Source organism: Arthrobacter sp. MMS18-M83 (assembly GCF_026683955.1).
Classification (GTDB): Bacteria; Actinomycetota; Actinomycetes; order Actinomycetales; family Micrococcaceae; genus Arthrobacter.
In genome coordinates this window covers 2,612,851-2,633,227 of the sequence record NZ_CP113343.1, presented here as the reverse complement: position 1 = coordinate 2,633,227, position 20,377 = coordinate 2,612,851, and the positions used below count along the sequence as shown (strand labels likewise).

Below are 20,377 nucleotides of genomic sequence, written 5' to 3'. Positions count from 1 at the left end.
TCACAAGCACCTATTCACAAGTACCTATTCACCGGAGGATATTCCATGCTTAAAGGTTTCAAGGACTTCGTTCTTCGCGGCAACATCATCGAACTGTCCATCGCCGTGGTCATCGGCACCGCGTTCACAGCCCTGGTCGCAGCCTTTACAACCAACATCATCAACCCGGTCATCGCTGCCGCCGGCGGAGTCAACGCGCAGGGACTGGGCTTCTCCATCTGGCCGGACAACGCGAAGACCTTCGTCAACTTCGGCGCCGTCATCACCGCGTTCGTGACCTTCCTGATCACGGCCGCCGTGGTGTACTTCATCTTCGTTGCGCCCATGAACAGGATCAACGAGCTGACCAAGCGCCGGGCGTCCATCGAAGAGCCTGAGGACGAGCCGCTGCCGGCAGACACCGCCCTTCTGGTTGAAATCCGCGATCTCTTGACCGAGCTTGCCGTATCCAACAAGGAATCCTCCCGCTAACTCCTCCGCCGGCCAGTTCAGCACGTCCGGCACGCTGAACTGGCCGCACTAGCGTTGTATGAGATCGTGACGCAGGCGCAACCCGCCTGAAACAGGGTTCGGGCACGATTGGTGCCATGAAGCCCAACAAGAGGACTCCCGCTACCGCAGAGCTCTCCTGCGAGGTATGCGGCCAGATGCCCGAGGCTCCGAAGGCCCGGGTGACAGTGGCCCAAATCGCGGTGATGCTGCCGATCGAACTTCTTGTGCACGCCATTGTGGTTGAAACGCACCTGCCTTACCTGGCCAAGGTGCTCCTCCTGACCGTTACCGCCACAGTGCTGGTGATCTGGGTAGCCGAACCCTCGGCGGCCAAAGTCTTGCGGCGCTGGATCCATGCCCCGGCCCTCCGCCACCGCCGGAAACTCAACTCCGCCCCGGCTCTTTGGAGGGCGAGGACTGTGCTCCGAGACCAGCCCGGCTCCCTCCAACGGATTACCCAGTCACTGGCCCGGACAGACATCAACATCCTCAGCATCCACGTCCACCCGGTGGACGGCGCCGTCATGGATGAATTCGTGCTTTCTGCACCGGGTCACCTCCGCGAGCAGGATCTGTTGACAGCCCTCGACGACGGCGGCGGCCGGGATTCGCACGTGTGGCCCACCACTGCACTCGCCATGGCGGACGGCCAGACCAAGGCCCTGAGCCTCGCCGCCCGGATCGCCGACAACCCGAACGAATTGTCCCTTGCGGTCGCGGAACTCCTCTCGGCGAAAATCGTCACCCCGGAACCCGAAGGTTCGGCAGCCGAGGCGGGCTCCGCCGTCGAGCCTTCCACGACGCTCCTCAAGATTCCCACCGCGTGGCATGGACCGCTCCTGTTTTCCCGGCCGGGCGAGCCGTTCACACCGGCGGAATCGGCACGCGCCCATCGCTTGGCCGAGCTGGCGGAAATCCTGGCGCACACCCGCAGCGCCGAATCCAAAGACCGGGCTGAGCCGGGACCTTGACTGGAGAGGCGGTGGCGGGATGAGCGCCTTGGACATGAGACATTAGTCGGGTGACTACCAAGATTGATCTCGAGCGTGCTGCCGATACCCTCCGGGCGTGGGCATTGGATGAAGACCTGAAGCAACGCGTCATGTCCTCGCCTGGCCTGGCGACGATGGCTTCGCGCGTGGCACGGCGATACTCGGCCGGGGACACTGCCGCCGACGCCATCGAAGTGGCCGCAGCGGCAGTTGCTCGCGGGCACGCGGCCAGTATCGAATACGCCGGCGAGAGCGTGCGCGACGCTGACCTCGCACGCTCGGAAGCCGGGGTGTTCCTCGATTTGGGATCCGCCCTCGGGAAGTCCGGCCTGCCGTGCACTATCTCCTTTGATCTCTCCCACCTGGGCGCACTCGTGGACCGTGATCTGGCCATGGACCATGTACGCCGGCTCGCCACAATAACGGAACCGTTCGGAACGGGATTGATGATCTCGGCCGAAGGCTCAGACCGTACCGATCTGGTCCTCGACCTGTACGACGAGCTCGCGGCTGAGATTCCGCGCGTCGGCATCACACTCCAAGCGCGCCTGCACCGAACCCCCGGCGATCTCGAGCGGGTCTTGCGCCACCCGGGTACCGTTCGGCTAGTCAAAGGCGCGTTCCTTGAACCCGAGTCCGTCGCCTACCCCCGCAACAGCGTCGAACTGACTGCCGCCTACCTCGATCTGGCAAACCAGCTCATCCTCTCCGGGCACCCGCTGTCCCTCGCGACGCACGACGACGCGCTCGTCAACACGCTCATTGCCAGGCACGGTGAGGCGCTGAAGTCCGACGCGATCGAATTCGAGATGCTCCTCGGGCTGGGGACCGGCCTTCTCGACCAGCTCCAAAGGGACGGCTACCGGACGCGCGAGTACGTCATCTTCGGTGGCGAGTGGTGGTTGTACGTCCTCAACCGCATCGCGGAACATCCTGAACGAGCGCTGACGGCTCTCGCCGACCTCAACCCGAGCTAACCCTCCCCGACGCCCCGTAGATCTGGGGAGGCGGAAATTCCCTGGCGCCACGGGTATTCCCGCGTCGCCAGGCATGCAGCGCATCTCACGGTCCTTTGCGCGTCGGCAGGAAGGCAGCGCGTCGCCAGGCATGCATGTCCACCCGCGACGCTCCGGTATCCCACCCGCACACCGGCAGGCCTCGGCATCGCTCCGGTATCCCACCTCAGCATCGCCGCGAGCACCTGCGCCTACATTCCGGCACACCATACAGCCGGTCACATTCTGTTTTTTCGCTTTGTATACCAAAACCCTTGACAGTGCGCTGGGTCACATCTAACTTTGATTTTGGGATCCCAAAGCGGGATCCCAAACGGACTCAATGAACCGGCAGCGTCCCTCCTCCCAGAAAAGAGGACCGGGCCGCTACAGCTGCCGCCGGCGCGGGTCCAGCTGCAGCGGCAACCCGCGCAGCTCAAATTTCAAAGACTCTCTCCCCCGCTCCTCAAACTCCCCCTGAAGGAGAAACTGTGTCTCTCCAAAACACCGAAGCAATTGCCCCGGAAGGCGAAGAAAAAGCCAGCAAGGGCGGCGTGCAGCGACGCACGAGTGTCCGTTGGCGGCTCTTCGTCCTGCTGCTGATCCTGGTGGCGGTCAACTACATCGACCGCGGCTCCATCTCCGTGGCCCTCCCCATTATCCAAAAGGAATTCAACCTTGCACCGGAGCTCGTCGGGCTCCTCCTCTCGGCATTTTTCTGGACCTATGCCCTCATGCAAATCCCGGTCGGCTTGCTGATCGACAAGTTCGGTCCCCGCAAGGTCGTCACCGCCTCGTGCGTCGGCTGGGGAGCTGCTACGGCTGCCTCCGGCCTGGCCGGCGGCTTCGTGAGCATGTTCATCGCCCGCCTGGGCATCGGCGTCGCTGAGGCAGGCGTCATGCCGGCCGGCGGCAAGCTCAACGCCATCTGGATGCACAAGAAGGAGCGTGGCCGCGGCGCCACGATCCTTGATGCAGGCGCGCCGCTCGGCGCTGGCCTGGGCGGCATCCTCATCACGTGGCTCATCGCCTCCACCGGCAGCTGGCGCTACTCGTTCATCATCGCCGGCGCCGCCACGGTCCTCATGGGCCTGGCAGTCTGGTGGTACGTCCGCGACAACCCCCGCAACCACAAAGGCGTCAACGATGCCGAAGCCGACTACATCGAGGCCTCCCACGCCGAGGAAGACGCCGAGGCCAAGAAGGACGGCGTCCAGGGCAAGCGCGCCCTTCTCCCCTACCTGAAGTTCCGCTCTTTCTGGGCCATGTGCTTCGGCTGGCTCGGCTTCAACGGGGTGTTCTACGGCCTGCTGACGTGGGGCCCGCTCTACCTGGCCCAGGCCAAGCACTTCAACCTGAACACCATCGGCTGGTCGACGTTCGTGATCTTCGGGGCAGGCTTCGTCGGCGAAATCCTCGGCGGAACCATCGCGGACAAGTGGCGCGCAGCCGGTGCTTCGGCCAATCTGGTCATGCGCACCCTGCTCGGCATCTCCAGCTTCGTGGTAGTGGGGGGCCTGGTTGGCGTGACGGTCGTCGCGGACCCGATCACCGCCGTCGTACTCCTCTCAGTGGTCCTGTTCTTCCTCCGCTGGGTTGGCCTCTTCTGGTCCATCCCGGCCATCCTGGGCGGCCGCACCAACGCCGGCGTCCTGGGCGGTGCGATGAACTTCAGCGGCAACATCGCAGGGTTCGTCACCCCGATTGTGGTAGGCCTGATTGTCGGGGCCACGGGCTCCTACACCTGGGCGCTGCTGTACTTTGTAGGATCCGCGGTGATCATGGGCGTCTCCGTCCTGACCCTGAACTACAACAAGCGGCTTCCGGTCTAACTCGCCTGACCGGACCGGCCGTACGGTCCTGAACCGCCGCACGGCCGGACGCCTCCGGGTATGCCGGGCGCAAAGACCTAAGAGAACACGAATGGAGCAAACATGCTGATTGCAGCTGAAACCCCCACCACGGACCGCCCCCTCCGGGAATCCGTGCGGGACACCATCCGTTCGCGAATCTTCGAGGGCCACTATGCGCCCGGCACCCGGTTGGTGGAGCGGGACCTCGCCGCCGAATTCAACGTGTCGCGCCTGCCCATCCGGGAAGCCCTCCGTATGCTGCGGCAAGAAGGCCTCATCCAGGACCGGGCCTCCCGCGGCTCGGAAGTGGCAGGGCTGAGCCCCAAAGATGTCGAGGATCTGTTCGATGTCCGCCAGTCCCTCGAAGTACTCGCTTGCCGCCTGGCCGCGGCCCGCGCCACGGACAAGGACCTCAAGCGCCTGGCCGGGCTCCTCGACGAGGCAGATCGTTTCCTCGCCAAAGGCTCAATCCTCGAGGCCCACCGGGCCAACAGCGAATTCCACGATGCCATCACGGCCATCGCCAACAATGACTTTCTCCGCACCGCGCTGGAGCCACTCCAAGGCCGCATGCACTGGCTCTTCCGCCACGTGGACGACCTCCCGGAATTGATCCAAGAACACCGTGATCTCTACGCCGCGATCGCCAGCGGTGATCCCGAGCTCGCCGCGGCCCAATCGGCGTCGCACATTGGAAAGTACCGCGAGCAGTTCCCGCAGGACGAGCCCGCCACCGAACTCAAATTGCAAGGCAAACGAACATGAAATTGCTAGTCATCAATCCCAACATCAGCGAGGATGTCACAGCGCTGATCGATGCCGAAGCCCGCCGCTCGGCGAGGCCGGACACCGAGCTGATCGTCCAGACCGCCGGGCATGGTATCGAATACATCGAGACCCGCTTCGAGGCCCTCATCGCAGCGGGCGCCGTCGCCGAAATCATCGCCGAACACTGCGGCGGCGATCCGGCAGCGGCCCACATAGACGGCATCGTGGTGGCCGCATTCGGCGATCCCGGAATGCCCGCCCTCAAGGAGCTCAGCGACGTGCCGGTCATCGGCATCACGGAGGCCGCCCTCTGCGCCGCGGCCCTGCAGGGCCAACGCTTCTCCATCATTGCCATCTCCGACCGCATCACGGCTTGGTACCGGGACTGCGTGGAGCATTTCGGACTTGGCAGCCGCCTCGCTTCGATCCGTTCCATCAACCAGAGCCTCAACGGGATCGGCACGGTGCAGCAGGACTTCAAGGAAACCCTCCTGGCGCTGAGCCGGCAGGCCGTTGCGGAAGACGGCGCCGACGTCGTCATCCTTGCAGGTGCCCCGCTTGCCGGACTCGCGCGTGAGCTTGAAGGACAGATCCCCGTGCCCGTGGTGGACGGGATCTCCGCCGGAATCCGTATGACCGAAGCGGTGGTGGCGCTCCAGTGCGGTTTCCACCGCCAGGGCGCGTTTGCGCCGCCGCCGCTCAAGCACCGCCGGGGGTTGTCTGGAAACCTCGACGCCGCCCTGACCGCCATCCAGGCCGCCGCCAGCGCGTCAGTTGCCGGCACCGCCGCCGTTCCAGCCGGAAAGTAGGGACAACACCGTGACTATTCCCGATCTCGTCATCGCCCACGGCACCGTGGTCAACAGCTTTGGACGGCAGGCCGCCCATGTAGTGGTCGACGGCGGCCGCATCGCCCAGCTGATCGACGCCGCCGAGCCGGTCCCCGCAGCTTCACGCAGTGTCGATGCGTCCGGCAAGTTGGTCATTCCGGGCGGCGTCGACGGCCATTGCCATGTGGCCCAAGTGACCGGCCGTTTCCGCACTTTGGACGACTACCGCACCACCTCTATCGCGGCCCTGTGGGGCGGCACCACCACCATCATCGACTTCGGCATTCCACGCGATGCCCAGGAATCCCCACTGGATGCCGTCCTGAACAAGAAGCGCTTGGCCGCCGAGTCCCGCTGCGATGTGGCGCTGCACGGCTCCGTGGTCAGCTGGGACGAGACCGTGCCGTGGCAGCTGGAGCAACTCGCCGCGGAGGGCGTCCGTTCCGTGAAGATGTACACCACCAACCGCGGCTCCACCATGGCCGACGGCGACACCATCCTGAAGGTCATGCGCGAAATGGTGCGCCTGGACGGACTCACCTATATCCATGCCGAGCACGATCCCATCATTGCCGACTGCACCGAACAGCACGCCTCGGATGGCCGGATCGGCATCGGGCACCTGCATTCCACGCGGCCCGAACTCGCCGAGGAAATCTCCGTCAAAGAGACTCTGGCCATGGCCGAGTACACCGGAGCGCCCGTCTACTTTGTGCACCAGTCGACCCCCGGCGCCGTGGATCTTGTCAGCGAGGCCCGCAATCGTGGCCAGGAAGCCTACTCCGAGACGTGCCCGCACTACTTGACGCTTGATGACACCGTCTACGGCAGCGATTTCCCCGAGTGGTACGCCTGCTGCCCGCCCATGCGCAGCGCTGAAACCGTCGCGGCGCTGAAGGAACGGCTCGCGGCCGGAGCCATCCACACAGTGTCCTCGGACCACTCCTGCTACGACCTCTCGCAGAAACGCGAGCGCACTGACGACGTCCGCTTCATGCCGCACGGACTGCCCGGCGTCGAGACCCGTATGCCCGTCACGTTCACGGCGATGGCGTCCAGCAGTTCCGTGGAGGATTTCGTCGAGGTCTTCTCAGCGGGTCCCGCGCGGATCAATGCCGTGCCACGCAAAGGTGCCATCGCGGTCGGGTTCGACGCCGATCTGGTCGTTTTTGATCCCGCCGAAGAACGCGAGGTCGACGGCGGAGCCCTCCACATGGGGACTGACTTCTCGCCTTTCGAAGGGAAGACGCTGAGCGGCTGGCCCGCCGTCGTTGTCTCCGCCGGACGCGTGGTGATCGACGACGGCGGTTTCCACGATCCCGGCCCCGTGGGCCGTTTCGTGCCCCGCGACGGCTTCACTGCCCACCGCGACGCTCTGTCCGTTCGAAAATCGCTGCCCGGTCCCACCACCGTCTCTGTTTAGGAGCCTCCATGCCTTCAGCACACCGCCCTACCCGCATCGGCATGATCGTGCCGTCGTCCAACACCTGCCTGGAGCCGCAGAGCTACCGCATCCTCGGTGACCGGCAGGACGTCACCATCCATTTCACACGGATTCCGGTCACCCGGATTGCCTTGGATGATTCCTCGGACAAGCAGTTCGATTCTGCCGTCATGCGGGAGGCCGCCGCGTTGCTTGCGACGGCGGAAGTAGACGTGATCGCGTGGAACGGAACCTCAGGTTCCTGGCTCGGCGCCGCGCATGACGAGGCCCTGGTCCGGGAAATCACCGAAGCCACGGGAATCCCCGCCACGACGTCAACGCTGGCCTACCTGGAAGCCTTCAAAACGTTCGGCACGGAGCGGATCGGCATGTTCACGCCCTACACCGGGGACGTCAATCAAGCCGTCATAGATTCCTACGCGCGCGAAGGAATCAAGACGGTGGACCACCGCCACCTGGACCTGAGCAACAACGAATCCTTCGCGCGGGTCACTGACGCGGAGATGCTGCCCGGGTCCTTGGAACTTGCTGCCGCGAACCCGGATGCGCTCATTTACTTGTGCACAAACCTTTACGGAGCCAACATCACCGCGGAGGTAGAGGAAACCACCGGGGTGCCGGTGCTGGATTCCGTAGCGGTGACGTTGTGGCACTGCCTCAAGCTTGCAGGAGCCCCTTTGCTTGCGCCGAGGTGGGGCCGGCTGCTGGCAGAACTCCCTAGGTAAGGTGCCCTAGCTTCACAGGGGTTGGATGTTCTCCGCCTGGGGGCCTTTCGGGCCCTGCACGACGTCGAACTGGACCCGCTGATTCTCGTCCAGTGATCGGTACCCACTCGAGGCGATCGCCGAGTAGTGGGCAAAGACGTCCGCCGAACCGTCGTCGGGGGCAATGAAGCCGAAACCCTTCTCGGCGTTGAACCATTTGACAATACCTGTTGCCACGGCCATGTTCCTTCTCTGAATCTGACTGACCATCGGCTTCAAACCCGATGCCCCCGGACGCATACGTCCGCTTCCTCAAACCTACGGTGCGGGGTTCGGGGGCGCAAGGATATTCGGGGGTCTCAGTGTTCCCGGGCGCGCCGAATCTTGAGGATTTATTGCTTAGGGCCGGCCTGCAGCAGCAAGCCGGCCCTAAGGACTACAAGATGCCGGCAACTAGAGGAGCCCGACCTTGGTCATCAGCTCGGTGACCTTCTCGCTGTTGAGCTTGGCGGGGTCCACCGAAGGTGCCTGGAGATCCTTGAGGGGCACAAGCTTGGAGTTGGCCGGCACATCGGAGCCAATGGTGTACTCAAAGGAGTCACCGTTCTGGAGGACCTGCTGGCCCGCTTTGCCCGTGATGAACTTCAGGAACTGCTGGGCCTGGGCCTGCTTCTTGCTCGAGGCCAGGACGGCGCCGCCGGAGACGCTGACGAACGCACCAGGGTCCTGGTTCTTGAAGTATTGGAGATCAACGTTCTTGCTGTTCTCTCCAGTCTGGGCCTGGTCCACGAAAGAGTAGTAGTGGTACAGGACGCCCGCGTCAACCTCGCCGGCGTTCACAGCCGCGAGCACCGGGGTGTCGTCCTTGTAGGACTTGAAGTTGCTTTTCGCAGCCTCCAGCCATTTCTGGGTTGCGTCTTCTCCCTTGAGCGCAAGCATCGCGCTCACGATGGCCTGGAAATCCGCTCCGCCGGTGGACGCGCCGATGCGCCCCTTCCAAGCGGGGTCGGCGAGGTCCATCAAGGACTTGGGGAGCTTGTCTGCAGTGAGCTTGCCCTTGTTGTAGGCCAGCACCGTGGAGCGGGCGGCGATGCCCGTCCAGTCGCCGGTGGAGGGACGGTACTGCGAGGGGACCTGGCTGAGGGTTGCTTGATCTACCGGGGCGAGCAGGCCGGCACTGGCGATGCGGACCATGGCCGGGGAATTTTCCGTGAGGAAGACATCGGCAGGAGAGTTCTTGCCCTCCTCGGAGAGCTGGTTGCTCATTTCAAGGTCGTCGCCATTGCGGAGCGTTACCTTGATTCCCGTTTCCTTGGTGAAGGCGTCCACCCATGCGCCGGTGAGGTTTTCGTGCTGCGCGTTGTACACGACGATGCCGTCGCCGGATGCAGCCGCACCGGATGCGGAGCTAGCGGTTGCGGTTCCGGTGGGTGAGCCGCTGCACGCCGAAAGTGCCAGCAGCGTGGCCGTGGCGGCGGCAAGGGCCGTAGCGGGTTTGATGCCGAATTTCATGGGGGCCTTTCGAGGTCCCGGGGACCGGGACAGTTGGGGAGATGCAGTTGGGGAACAGTGCCTTAGTAGGCAAGGCAAACCTAACTGTAATAACAACATGCCATTGTTGCGTAATTCAGAACCCGCTGGGGTCGACTGTTACAAACGGCAGGGCCGAATAGCTGCCCAACAGAGGCGCGGGTAGCGCGCAATCAGGGAGTGCAGCGGGGGACTAGTGGATCAGCCCGGAAACGAGGTTGATCGTGGTTGCCAACACAACCACGCCGAAAAGGTAGGACAGCAAGGCTTGCCGCAACGCGATACCGCGAATATTGGACGTTTGAAGATCAGTGTCCGAAACCTGGAACGTCACCCCGATCGTGAAGGCGAGGTACGCGAAATCCACGTAGCAAGGTGGGCGCGGGAGCTCCCGCTGCCGCGGTGGCAAACCCGGTCGCCACGCCCAGAACCACCATAACCACCAGCCGCGTACTTGCGCGGTAAACGCGGGAACCGTAGGCACGATTCTCCATACGTCCGCCGTCCCACCGCAGTTTCCACCCGTTAGGGGCGCGCTAAATCTCCGCCTGCCGGCGTAAGGAAACCATTAAGACCGATGACGGCGGCCTCGTTTGGTGGTCTGATGAAGAGCGGAAGCACTCGCCATCCGGGCTTCGAGCCGACCCTCCGTAGGAGCTGACTTCACCATGGAACGTATTGACCTCAACACAGGAAAGGCCCACGACGCCGAGCCTTCGGGCGGGCGCACCCAAGACTACGTCGTGGTCGATGACCTAGGTGATTTCACCTACTACCCGTCCGAGGCCACGATGCTCGAAGACATGGAGTACGTTGACGAAGCAGCCAGTATTCTCGACCGCGCGGGCAACGACTTCCGCTTGACGTTGGAGAAGGACCGAAAGCTCAGGCTGGGCTCCTCGTTCGGCCGCGTGGAATTCACCTGGCTACGCCAGGCTTGGATGACCGATCGGCGCCGGGACCCGCGGGCGCATCGATTGCTCCGCCTCTACCCCACCACTTTGGACGCCCTTCTGGCTGGAATATTTGAAACCTTGACTCTTGAACTCGCCATCCAAGCCGCCAATTCAACCTGGGTATTGGACGTGGGAGGAGAAGAAACGCACCCGGCGACGCTCAAGGACATCGATGGCCTCCTCGCGGGGCTGGATCACCTTGAAATGGCAACTGTGCGCGATCCCTTCGGGCACGGCTACCGGCCAATCCGCCACGCGACACACCGCTTTCACACCCCTGGTGCAGGGGCGATCTACTACGTGGAGATTGAACCCCACCCCGAAGAGGCCGGCCACCGTCCCGACGTTTCTGACAGTTTGCCTTGAGTTCCTTCAATGTGGGTTACCGGCAGGTAGGCGTTCTGCGATAGTTGGGAGGCGCCGTATCCGCGGCGCCCATTCGAGAGGACGACTATGCCTGTTCGCAACGAAAGCTGGCCCGAGGGAACCCCGAACTGGGTGGATGCCCAGGTGGATGACGTCAAGGCCGCCGCAGACTTCTACTCCCGGTTGTTCGGCTGGGTTATCCAGGATGCCGGCCCGGAAGCGGGCGGCTACCACATGGCCTTCCTGGGAGGTTCGCCCGTGGCCGGCATCGGCCCCAAACCCGAGAACGCCGGCCCCCTGCCTTCGGTGTGGAGCACCTATCTCGCCGTCGACGACGCCGACGCCACCGCAGCGAAGATCACCGAAGCCGGCGGGCAGCTCATGATGCCGCCGTTCGACGTCATGGACCAGGGCCGCATGAGCGTGGCCTTCGACACGGCAGGGGCCGCCTTCGGCATCTGGCAGTCGACCGGCCACCACGGTATCGGGCGCTACAACGAACCCGGGGCCGTGTGCTGGAATGAGCTTCACACCCGCGGCTACCAGCCCGCACGCGAGTTCTACGCCAGCGTCTTCGGCTTCAGCTACACGGACATCGGAGACGGCTCGGAGTTTGTCTACTCCACCTTCGAACGTCCCAAGGACGGCCAGACCGTGGGCGGAATCTCCCACGACACCAACCTCCCGGACGGTGTTCCGAGCTACTGGCTGACATGGTTCCAGGTCCAGGACCCGGACGCGACCCTCGAGGCTGCCGCCGCGCTCGGCGCGGCCACCCTCTTCCCGCCCACGGACAGCCCCTTCGGCCGCATGGCCATCCTCCAGGGCCCGCAGGGCGAAACCTTCGGAATCATCAACCCGCCGGCCCAGGCCGGCACCACACAGGAGTCCTAGAAATGGCACAGTTCCTCGTTACCTACCACGGCATGGGCCACCCGACCCCGGAAATGATGGAGGCCGGCCGGGAGGCCTTCCGCGCCTGGGTCGAAACCACCGGCGGCGCGGTCACCGACCCCGGCGCGCCGGTGAACTTCGTCGCCCAGCTGGCGTCGGGCGAGCCCGCTCCCGCCGTCGAGATCGCGGGCTACTCGATCATCCAGGCCGAGTCCCTCGACGCCGTCCGCGCCTTGCTCGCCGAACACCCCTTCATTGCCCGCGGCGGAACGCTGCAGGTCAGTGAGTGCCTCGGCGTCTGACCCCGGAAGCGGCGGCTGCGAACCACGCTCGCAGCCGCCGCGATCTGTTTGGCTCGAGCCTCCAACCCGCACAGAGGAACAACCATGGTGAACGTCCAGACCGAAATACTCATCCAGCGGCCTCGTGAGATCGTAGCGAGCTATGCTTCCAACCCGGATAATGCGCCAGTTTGGTATGTGAACATACGATCTGCACAGTGGCAGACTCCGAAGCCCTTGGCTGTCGGATCACGGGTTGCCTTCACCGCGCGATTCCTGGGCCGCAATCTAGACTATGTCTACGAATTCACCGAGCTTGTTCCTGGAGAGAAACTCACCATGCGTACCAGCCAAGGTCCTTTCCCGATGCGGACCACCTACACCTGGTCTGATGAGAATGGCGCCACCCGCATGACCCTTCGCAACACGGGCGAGCCCTCCGGGTTCTCCGCGCTGGCAGGGATCGTCATGCAGCCAATGATGCGCATGGCCATGCGCAAGGACCTGGAAAACCTCAAGAAAATCCTCGAGGCCAGCTAGGGCACGACGGCGACAACGTCCGCTATCTGGGGACGTTCACAGGTTGGTGAGGGTGACGTCGTCGAGGTACATCCAGGTGTCATCGGCCGGGCTGGACCCGTCGAGGTGGACGTTGAACCAGAGCGTGATGGTCTGGCCCTTGTATGCGGAGAGGTCGGCGCTGAACTGGGTCCAGGTGCCGTTGTTGTTGCAGAACTTGAACAGGCTGCCGAGAACCGTGCCGCTCGTGGAGCGGACCTGGGCTTCCATCCAGTCGTACGGGCAGGCGTCGCCGGTGCATGGGTCTTCTACGCTGTGGGGCTGGTACCAGAAGGACAGCGTGGACGTCCCCGTGGCCGGCACGGTGATGGTCTGGGACAGGCTGCTGTCCCCAAAGGCTCCGCCCCGGACGCCAGGCCCAGGAGCGCAGAACCGGTTCCGGTGTGGGCGACGGTGGAGGCCACCGGTGCCCTGACTCCGCCGGTGGTCCAGGAGGTGAGTCCGGATTCGAAACCGCCGTTGGTGATGGTCGAGGTTGTCGTTCCGGTGGGGGTGACCGGGGCCGACGCTGCCGACGCCGGGGACGTGCCGATCGCGTTGGTGGCCGTCACCGTGAACGTGTAAGCCGTCCCGTTCGTCAGACCAGTCACGTTGGTGCTGGTCGCCGGCGGGTTACCCGACACCGTCACCGGGGCCAAAGCCGTGCCGCCGGAAGAGGGGGTCACGGTGTACGAGGTGATCGGAGAGCCGCCGTTGCTGGGCGCGGTCCAGGACACTGTTGCGGAGGCGTTGCCCGCCGTTGCGCTCACCCCCGAAGGGGCCGCAGGCGCAGTCGCCGCCGCTGTCGGGGTGACCGGTGCTGACGCTGCCGATGCCGGTGAGGTGCCGATCGCGTTGGTGGCCGTCACCGTGAAGGTATAGGCCGTCCCGTTCGTCAAGCCAGTCACAGCAGCCGTGGTCGCCGGCGGGTTACCGGACACCGTCACCGGGGCCAGGGTGGTGGTGCCGGCATGCGGAGTCACGGCGTATGAGGTGATCGGAGAGCCGCCGTTGGCCGGTGCCGTCCAGGACACCGTTGCGGAGGCGTTCCCCGCCGTCGCGCTCACGCCGGTGGGTGCCGCAGGCGCCGTCGCGGTCGTTTGGCCGTTGCTGAGGGTGACGTCGTCGAGGTACATCCAGGTATCGTCCGCCGGGCTGGAACCGTCCAGGTGGACGTTGAACCAGAGCGTGATGGTCTGGCCGGCGTAGGCGGAGAGGTCGGCACTGAACTGCGTCCAGGTGCCGTTGTTGTTGCAGAGCTTGAACAGGCTGGCCAAGGTGGTGCCTGTGGTGGAACGGACCTGGGCTTCCATCCAGTCGTACTGGCACGTGGTGCCGCTGCAGGTGTCGTCATTCGTGTGGGGCTGGTACCAGAAGGAAAGCGTCGATGTCCCCGTGGCCGGCACGGTGATGGTCTGGGACAGGCTGCTGTCCCCAAAGGCTCCGCCCCGGACGCCAGGCCCAGAAGCGCAGAACCGGTTCCGGTGTGGGCGACGGTGGAGGCCACCGGTGCCCTGACTCCGCCGGTGGTCCAGGACGTGAGTCCGGATTCGAAACCGCCGTTGGTGATGGTCGAGGTTGTCGTTCCGGTGGGGGTGACCGGGGCCGACGCTGCCGACGCCGGGGACGTGCCGATCGCGTTGGTGGCCGTCACCGTGAACGTGTAAGCCGTCCCGTTCGTCAGACCAGTCACGTTGGTGCTGGTCGCCGGCGGGTTACCCGACACCGTCACCGGGGCCAAAGCCGTGCCGCCGGAAGAGGGGGTCACGGTGTACGAGGTGATCGGAGAGCCGCCGTTGCTGGGCGCGGTCCAGGACACTGTTGCGGAGGCGTTGCCCGCCGTCGCGCTCACCCCCGAAGGGGCCGCAGGCGCCGTCGCCGCCGCCATCGGGGTGACCGGAGCTGACGCTGCCGATGCCGGCGAGGGGCCGATCGCATTGGTGGCCGTCACCGTGAAGGTATAGGCCGTCCCGTTCGTCAGACCCGTGACTGCCGCCGTCGTCGCCGGCGGGTTTCCGGACACCGTCACCGGGGCCAAGGTGGTGGTGCCCGCATGCGGAGTCACGGCGTACGACGTGATCGGAGAGCCGCCGTTGGCCGGTGCCGTCCAGGACACCGTTGCGGAGGCGTTCCCCGCCGTCGCGCTCACCCCTGTGGGGGCCGCAGGCGCCGTCGCCGCGGCCTGAGTGACGTCGATCATCGAGTAGTCGTCCGTGGTGATCGAACCGTTGGACTGGATGTTCAGTCCGTAGCTGATACCCGAGGCGCCCGCCGGAAGAGCCGGTGTGGTCCAGGTTATTTGGGTCCAGTTGCTGCTCGCGTTGAACAACGGGCTCGCCGTCCAGTAGGTCCAGTATCCCGTTCCTGTCCGGTAGTAGACCTCGAATTGGGTGATGACGTTGGATTTGTACCAGGCGCTGAGCTGATAGACGTGGCCGGGAGTGCCCGTGGGTGAGCAGCCCCCAAGGTCCAGGGCAGGCAGGAGCTTCGCGTCACCGCTCACATAACCGCTCATTGTCAGCTGTTCTGCGTTGTTGCCCGTGTGGCCAGGCGAGACCACTGAGTAGCTGGGTGTGTTGGTGCCGAATCCACCCGCAGCCCAGCACAGCGGAAGTCCCCCGCTGGTGAGCGTCTCCAGGCTCGGGTTTTGGATCATGTTGGTTCCCGGGGGAGGCGGAGGGGGCACGGCGGGGCCTGAGACGAGCGGCTGGACGGCGCCACCGATTACCTGGTCAACGGTCTTCACAGCAACGCTGCCCGCAGTCTGTTGTTGCGCCAGCCAAGAGGCGAATTGGCTGAACAGATCGGGGCTGATAGTGAGCGTCGGATCGGTCCCGACAGCGATGTGGTGGAACGTCAGCTGAACCCAGCCACCGCCAGCTGCCTGGGCCTTGGTCACGGAATCTTCCAGGTTGGCCAGCGTCCACGTGCTGTCCACTTCCTCCGGCGCCCGTGTGTCATAGGGATTGGCGGGCGGGACGGACTCCGCGGCCGGGAGCCCCGGATCGTCTTTGCTGTAAAGGTCCCCGAGCCCGCGCGCACTGTTGAAGCCGCAATTCTTCACAATGGTCTGCACTGCGGGGTCCAAGGAAGCAAAGGGGTAAGCGAAACTGGTGACCTTGAAGCCCATGTTGGCCAGGGCTACCCTGCCGTTGCACACTTGGCGCGTCACTTCGTCCGAGGTCAAGGTGACCAGGTCGGGGTGGGTGACGGTGTGCCCGGCAATCTCGTTGCCGTCCGCGAAGAGTTGCTGCAAGTTCGCCGAGGTGAAATAGCTTGGCTGATCGACCCACCCGGACGGCACGAAGAAGGTACCGTGCAATCCGAGGTTCTTCATGGTGGCTGCGGCAGTCATCTGGTCGGCATTGCCGTCATCGAAAGTGAGCGTGATGACGGTGCTTGCCGCGGCATGGGCCGGCAAAGCAAAACCGCTGAGTAGTGCCAGGACCATTGCCGCACACGCGCCAAGGGCACCCCAAAGGGTCCTGAGCCGTCGCGTCGTTGCTCTCTTTCGCGTCGGGAATTTGCCCACAACACTCACCGTCCAATCAAAGCCGGGTCAACCGGTCAAGGATGGGAGTGCTCCCCCACAAGACCTGCGCTGACCTTACGGCCCCACATACGGCCGAGTCGCGAGTGTGCTTCACCCGGTTGGGCGCCGCCCTTGACAGGCGAGCACTCTAGGGTTGGTTAACGAGCTACAGCGCCTTAACAGCGCTCAACACTTTGGCCAGGGATTCCTTGGCATCGCCAAACAGCAGCGTGGTCTGCGGCTCGTACATGAGTTCGTTCTCGATCCCTGCGAATCCCGGACGCATGGACCGCTTCAGAAACACCACTTGGCGCGCGTCGGCCACTTCGAGGATGGGCATGCCGTAGATCGGTGAACCCGCAGTGGTTTTCGCGGCCGGATTGACAACGTCGTTCGCGCCGACCACCAGTGCGACGTCGGCCGTGCGGAATTCCGAGTTGATCTCGCCCATTTCCTTGAGGGACTCATAGGGCACGTTCGCTTCGGCAAGCAGGACGTTCATGTGCCCGGGCATGCGGCCAGCCACCGGGTGGATCGCGAAATCCACATCGATGCCCCGCGCCTCAAGTGCAAGCGCCAGTTCCGCCGCCGTGTGCTGCCCTTGGGCCACCGCGAGCCCATAGCCGGGAACGATGATGACCCGTTGTGCGTAGCCAAGAAGCACCGCGACGTCCTCCGGGCTGGAGGAACGGACGGGACGATCGCTCACCGCCGTCGACCCCGCCGTCGAGCCTCCCTTGAACGCACCGAAGAGGATTCCCGCAACGCTGCGGCCCATGGCCGCGGCCATAGCTCTCGTGAGGATGGTGCCCGAGGCGCCAACCAGCGTGCCCGCCACCACCAAGAGCACATTGCCAAGCACCAGTCCTGAGGCCGCCACGGCCAGGCCGGTGAAGGCGTTCAGCAGCGAGATAACGATCGGCACATCCGCACCGCCTACGGGCAACACGAGCAGCAGGCCGGCGGCCAGTCCCAGCAGCAAGAGCACCAGCGCGAGCGCGAGGGAACCACTGAAGACGACGGCGACGGCGGCACCCACCGCCGCGATCAGCACCGCCCCCATGAGGGTCGGCAGACCAGGGAACACCACCGGGCGGGTGGTCATAAGCTCCTGGAGTTTGGAGAACGTAATGGCGGAACCCGCGAACGACACCGCCCCCACCAGCAGCGTGAAGACAATGGCCACACGAACCCAGTGATCCTCCGTGGGCGCGAGCTCCAGGAGCGCCACGAGTGCCGCGGCGCCACCGCCCACGCCGTTGAACAGCGCCACTAGTTGTGGCATCTGGGTCATCTTGACCTGCCGCGCGACAGGCGCGGCCACTCCCGAACCGACCACCATCGCAGCAAGGATCCAGGGAACGTTGTCCATCTTGACCGAAAAGAAAACCGTGGCCACGGCGAGCGCCGCACCGAAGGCGCCCACCAAATTGCCGCGCCGGGCAGTCCGGGGAGAATTCAGTCCTTTGAGCGCGAGGATGAAGCACACGGCGGCCGCGAGGTAGAGGAGCGAGGTCCACACTGGATTGATGAGGGTCATCGCATGCCCTCCTTCGCCCCGGGCTTTAATGCCTCGGGGTTCTTGCCGGCGGTCACTTCACGTTTGCGTCCGCGGAACATCTCGAGCATGCGGTCGGTCACCACAAAACCGCCCACCAGGTTCGCGGTGGCGAGAACGACGGCGAGCAAGGCCACCGCGAGGACCCACGGGTCCGAGGCCTGCCCGGCAACGATGATGGCGCCCACCAGGATGATCCCGTGAATGGCGTTGGCACCGGACATCAAGGGCGTGTGCAGCGTGCTCGAGACCTTGGAAACCACCTCGAAGCCGACAAACACCGCCAACACGGTGATGGTGAGCAGGGCGATGCCGTCCATTACGAAACCCCCTCGTTCGCGGAGCCCACTGATTCTGCGGTCCCGGCGGAGAGTGCCTCAAGAGCCTCGGCCGTCGGACCGTGCCGCACCTCGCCGTCGTGCGTCAGGCACGCACCCGCCACCACCTCATCGCCGAAGTCTGGAACTACGGCTCCATCACAAGTCATGAGGGCCAGCAGGTTGGCGACGTTCTTCGCGTAGAGGCGCGAGGCGTCGGCGGGCATTGCGGAGGCGACGTCCTTCATCCCCACGAGGGTGACCGTGCCCTGGCCGTCCGCCGTCGGGATCTGGAGATCCATGCCGGGCACCGAGCCTTCCACGTTTCCGCCGGATTCAGCGGCGAGGTCGACCACCACCGAGCCTGAGCGCATGTGCTGAACCATCTCGCGGCTCACCAGAAGCGGGGCCCGCCGTCCGGGGACGGCCGCCGTCGTGATGAGCACGTCGGCCTGGGCGACGTGCGGGGCGAGCAGCTCGCGCTGCAGGGCGCCACGGTCGGCGCTGAGCTCGCGCGCATAGCCGCCGGACGATTCCGCCGTCTCCACGTCGAGCTTGATGAAGGTGCCGCCCATGGACGCGACCTCGTCTGCCGAAGCAGGCCGGATGTCGTTGGCGGATACGCGCGCGCCTAGCCTCTTCGCGGTGCCGATGGCCTGCAGGCCCGCCACACCCGCACCCAACACCAGCACGCGGGCCGGGGGAATGGTACCCGCGGCCGTCATGTAGAGCGGGAAAAACCGCGGGAGGCGCATTGCGGCCTCAAGCACGCAGCGGTATCCGGCGACGAGTGCCTGGGACGTGAGCGCGTCCATGGATTGTGCCCGGGAAATGCGCGGCACCAGCTCAAGCGCGAAGGAGGTCACGCCCGCTTCGGCGAGCGCGCGGACGGTGGGAAGTTCCGACGACGGCGATGCCAGGCCCACGGTGACCGCGCCCCGGCGCAGCGCGGCCGCCGTCGCGGGTTCGAGCGGGCGGACGTGCGCGTAGACGTCCAGTCCCTCGAGATCCAAGGTAGGGACGATGAGGGCGCCCGCCTGCCGGTAGTCGCCATCGCTGTGGCCTGCGGCCGTTCCGGCTCCGCTTTCGACGAAGACCTCAAGTCCGAGGCACGCCAACTGCTTGACCGTCTCGGGCGTCGCAGCAACCCGCCGTTCACCGTCCAGCCGTTCCCGCGCTATGCCAAGTTTCACTCGCGCTCCCTTCCCGAAACCCCATTGCCCCGAGCAGTTGTTGGCTTGAGTCTAGGACGCGGAAGGGCCGGGCGGGAGAGGGAAGCCTTTTGCAGCGCCACGCGGCCTCTCATTGCCCAGTAGTCCATCGAATTACGGGCGGACGCGGGTGATGCCGCTACGGGGTGGTCGCGTCAGTTGATCCGCTCAGCCAAGGCCACGATGATTCCCTCCGGACCGCGCACGTACGCCATGCGCCAGGCGCCCTCGTACTGGCCGATGCCACCGACCAGCCCGTATCCCTCCGCGGCCAGCCGATCGACGTGCGCCCGAAGATCATCGACTTCGAAGGACAAACTGCGCAAGCCGAGTTCGTTGGCCATGGCCGCTGGCGATCCCGGCCCGGGGTCTGGCCGGACGAAGCTGGAGAGCTCCACCCCTGTTCCTCCGTCAGGTGTTCGCAACATGACGATCTCTGTACGGGAATCAGGGATCGCTATGACCGTGTCGATGAACTCGCCCTCCACGAACGTCCGGCCCTCGACCTCGAGCCCGAGTCCAACGAAGAACGCCGTCACTTGGGCGAGGTCCCGAACGGTGACACCGACGTGGTCGAACCGCATGATGCGCGACATGAGAAAAGCCTCCAACGGTTCGTTTGCGCGGCCCAACACGGAGCCTAAAGCGGACTTTACGGCGGATCCACGACGGGAGAAAGACTCCTGCCGCGTGGCAGACCCTGTTCGCGGGCTGCGGCGATGCCTGGGTTAGCGCGTTCGACGATCGACTCACGTTCGTACTCAGCAAGGGTCGCGAGCATGTTCAGCATGAGGCGGCCGACGTTGTTGTGGGGTCAACCCCTGTCCGAGATGGACCCAAGTGCACACCGCGTTCCCGCAGCAGGTTCACGGTGGCACGACCCGACGTCCGTGTCTCGAAAAACTGTAGGTTTTCGAGACGGCAACGTGGTCAGACTTCGCAGGAATCTATGTTGCTGTTAGCGCCCCCCACTGTGCATTTCACCGTGCGGGTCTTACGTACCTTGCCCCCTTCGGCGCCGGACCGTAAGCCTGTGGAAGCAAGGAGTGTGCTGGCGGGGACCGGCTAACTGGCGGTGAGTATCGCAGGAAGGCTG

General features: G+C 64.7%; 22 protein-coding genes and 1 pseudogene. 12 read left to right on the top strand and 11 right to left on the bottom strand.

The annotated features are described in order from the left end of the window. Positions 1–45 precede the first annotated feature (45 nt). From mscL to OW521_RS12360, 8 genes are all read left to right on the top strand, one after another. Positions 46–471, top strand: coding sequence for a large conductance mechanosensitive channel protein MscL (gene mscL / locus OW521_RS12395; RefSeq protein ID WP_268019942.1), 426 nt, complete (start codon positions 46–48; stop codon positions 469–471). Between the two features lie 116 nt (positions 472–587). Beyond that, positions 588–1,463: an ACT domain-containing protein gene (locus tag OW521_RS12390; RefSeq protein WP_268019941.1), complete on the top strand. Its 876-nt coding sequence runs from the start codon at positions 588–590 to the stop codon at positions 1,461–1,463. A gap of 50 nt (positions 1,464–1,513) precedes the next feature. Further along, entirely contained in the window at positions 1,514–2,461 is a 948-nt protein-coding gene (locus tag OW521_RS12385; protein ID WP_268019940.1) for a proline dehydrogenase family protein, read from the top strand. A 509-nt stretch (positions 2,462–2,970) separates the two neighbouring features. Further along, complete coding sequence (locus tag OW521_RS12380; RefSeq protein WP_268019939.1) at positions 2,971–4,311, top strand: MFS transporter; 1,341 nt, start codon at positions 2,971–2,973, stop codon at positions 4,309–4,311. A 102-nt stretch (positions 4,312–4,413) separates the two neighbouring features. Then, positions 4,414–5,097, top strand: a complete 684-nt coding sequence (locus OW521_RS12375; RefSeq protein ID WP_268019938.1) for a GntR family transcriptional regulator — start codon at positions 4,414–4,416, stop codon at positions 5,095–5,097. After that, positions 5,094–5,909 (top strand): aspartate/glutamate racemase family protein, encoded by an 816-nt coding sequence (locus OW521_RS12370; RefSeq protein WP_268019937.1) that lies wholly within the window; start codon positions 5,094–5,096, stop codon positions 5,907–5,909. The genes OW521_RS12375 and OW521_RS12370 overlap by 4 nt, the downstream gene beginning before the upstream one ends. A gap of 10 nt (positions 5,910–5,919) precedes the next feature. Beyond that, entirely contained in the window at positions 5,920–7,353 is a 1,434-nt protein-coding gene (locus OW521_RS12365) for an amidohydrolase family protein (protein WP_268019936.1), read from the top strand. Between the two features lie 8 nt (positions 7,354–7,361). Then, complete coding sequence (locus OW521_RS12360) at positions 7,362–8,099, top strand: maleate cis-trans isomerase family protein (RefSeq protein ID WP_268019935.1); 738 nt, start codon at positions 7,362–7,364, stop codon at positions 8,097–8,099. Between the two features lie 12 nt (positions 8,100–8,111). On the opposite strand, the gene OW521_RS12355 is transcribed toward OW521_RS12360, so the two are convergent. The 3 genes from OW521_RS12355 to OW521_RS24180 all read right to left on the bottom strand — a co-directional run bounded on the left by OW521_RS12355 (position 8,112) and on the right by OW521_RS24180 (position 10,092). Then, the gene (locus tag OW521_RS12355) at positions 8,112–8,315 is read right to left on the bottom strand and encodes a cold-shock protein (protein WP_035743560.1); all 204 of its coding nucleotides are present in this window, start codon (positions 8,313–8,315) and stop codon (positions 8,112–8,114) included. Positions 8,316–8,531: 216 nt separating this feature from the next. Continuing rightward, positions 8,532–9,590, bottom strand: a complete 1,059-nt coding sequence (locus tag OW521_RS12350; protein WP_268019934.1) for an iron ABC transporter substrate-binding protein — start codon at positions 9,588–9,590, stop codon at positions 8,532–8,534. A gap of 211 nt (positions 9,591–9,801) precedes the next feature. Then, positions 9,802–10,092, bottom strand: a complete 291-nt coding sequence (locus OW521_RS24180; RefSeq protein ID WP_326493955.1) for a DUF1345 domain-containing protein — start codon at positions 10,090–10,092, stop codon at positions 9,802–9,804. A 184-nt stretch (positions 10,093–10,276) separates the two neighbouring features. On the opposite strand from OW521_RS24180, the gene OW521_RS12340 reads away from it, so the two are divergent. From OW521_RS12340 to OW521_RS12325, 4 genes are all read left to right on the top strand, one after another. Next, a complete protein-coding gene (locus OW521_RS12340; RefSeq protein WP_268019933.1) occupies positions 10,277–10,930 on the top strand; it encodes a hypothetical protein in 654 nt (217 codons plus the stop codon). Positions 10,931–11,017: 87 nt separating this feature from the next. Beyond that, the gene (locus OW521_RS12335; protein ID WP_268019932.1) at positions 11,018–11,824 is read left to right on the top strand and encodes a VOC family protein; all 807 of its coding nucleotides are present in this window, start codon (positions 11,018–11,020) and stop codon (positions 11,822–11,824) included. A gap of 2 nt (positions 11,825–11,826) precedes the next feature. Beyond that, positions 11,827–12,126 (top strand): hypothetical protein, encoded by a 300-nt coding sequence (locus tag OW521_RS12330; RefSeq protein WP_268019931.1) that lies wholly within the window; start codon positions 11,827–11,829, stop codon positions 12,124–12,126. An 84-nt stretch (positions 12,127–12,210) separates the two neighbouring features. Next, positions 12,211–12,645, top strand: a complete 435-nt coding sequence (locus OW521_RS12325) for an SRPBCC family protein (protein ID WP_268019930.1) — start codon at positions 12,211–12,213, stop codon at positions 12,643–12,645. Positions 12,646–12,681: 36 nt separating this feature from the next. Here OW521_RS12325 and OW521_RS12320 read toward each other — a convergent pair whose 3' ends face one another. From OW521_RS12320 to OW521_RS24390, 8 genes and pseudogenes are all read right to left on the bottom strand, one after another. Then, entirely contained in the window at positions 12,682–12,894 is a 213-nt protein-coding gene (locus tag OW521_RS12320; protein ID WP_268019929.1) for a hypothetical protein, read from the bottom strand. Positions 12,895–12,932: 38 nt separating this feature from the next. Beyond that, the gene (locus tag OW521_RS12315; protein ID WP_268019928.1) at positions 12,933–13,799 is read right to left on the bottom strand and encodes a fibronectin type III domain-containing protein; all 867 of its coding nucleotides are present in this window, start codon (positions 13,797–13,799) and stop codon (positions 12,933–12,935) included. Then, positions 13,727–16,114, bottom strand: a complete 2,388-nt coding sequence (locus OW521_RS12310; protein ID WP_268019927.1) for a fibronectin type III domain-containing protein — start codon at positions 16,112–16,114, stop codon at positions 13,727–13,729. The genes OW521_RS12315 and OW521_RS12310 overlap by 73 nt, the downstream gene beginning before the upstream one ends. 247 nt (positions 16,115–16,361) lie before the next feature. Next, complete coding sequence (locus OW521_RS12305; protein ID WP_268019926.1) at positions 16,362–17,735, bottom strand: NAD(P)(+) transhydrogenase (Re/Si-specific) subunit beta; 1,374 nt, start codon at positions 17,733–17,735, stop codon at positions 16,362–16,364. Continuing rightward, entirely contained in the window at positions 17,732–18,073 is a 342-nt protein-coding gene (locus OW521_RS12300; protein WP_268019925.1) for an NAD(P) transhydrogenase subunit alpha, read from the bottom strand. Before OW521_RS12300 ends, OW521_RS12305 begins: the two co-directional genes overlap by 4 nt. Then, complete coding sequence (locus tag OW521_RS12295; protein ID WP_268019924.1) at positions 18,073–19,263, bottom strand: Re/Si-specific NAD(P)(+) transhydrogenase subunit alpha; 1,191 nt, start codon at positions 19,261–19,263, stop codon at positions 18,073–18,075. Before OW521_RS12295 ends, OW521_RS12300 begins: the two co-directional genes overlap by 1 nt. A gap of 173 nt (positions 19,264–19,436) precedes the next feature. Then, positions 19,437–19,877: a VOC family protein gene (locus OW521_RS12290; protein ID WP_268019923.1), complete on the bottom strand. Its 441-nt coding sequence runs from the start codon at positions 19,875–19,877 to the stop codon at positions 19,437–19,439. Positions 19,878–19,939: 62 nt separating this feature from the next. Then, positions 19,940–20,154, bottom strand: a pseudogene (locus OW521_RS24390) (recombinase family protein); the annotation flags it as partial. Between the last annotated feature and the right edge of the window lie 223 nt (positions 20,155–20,377).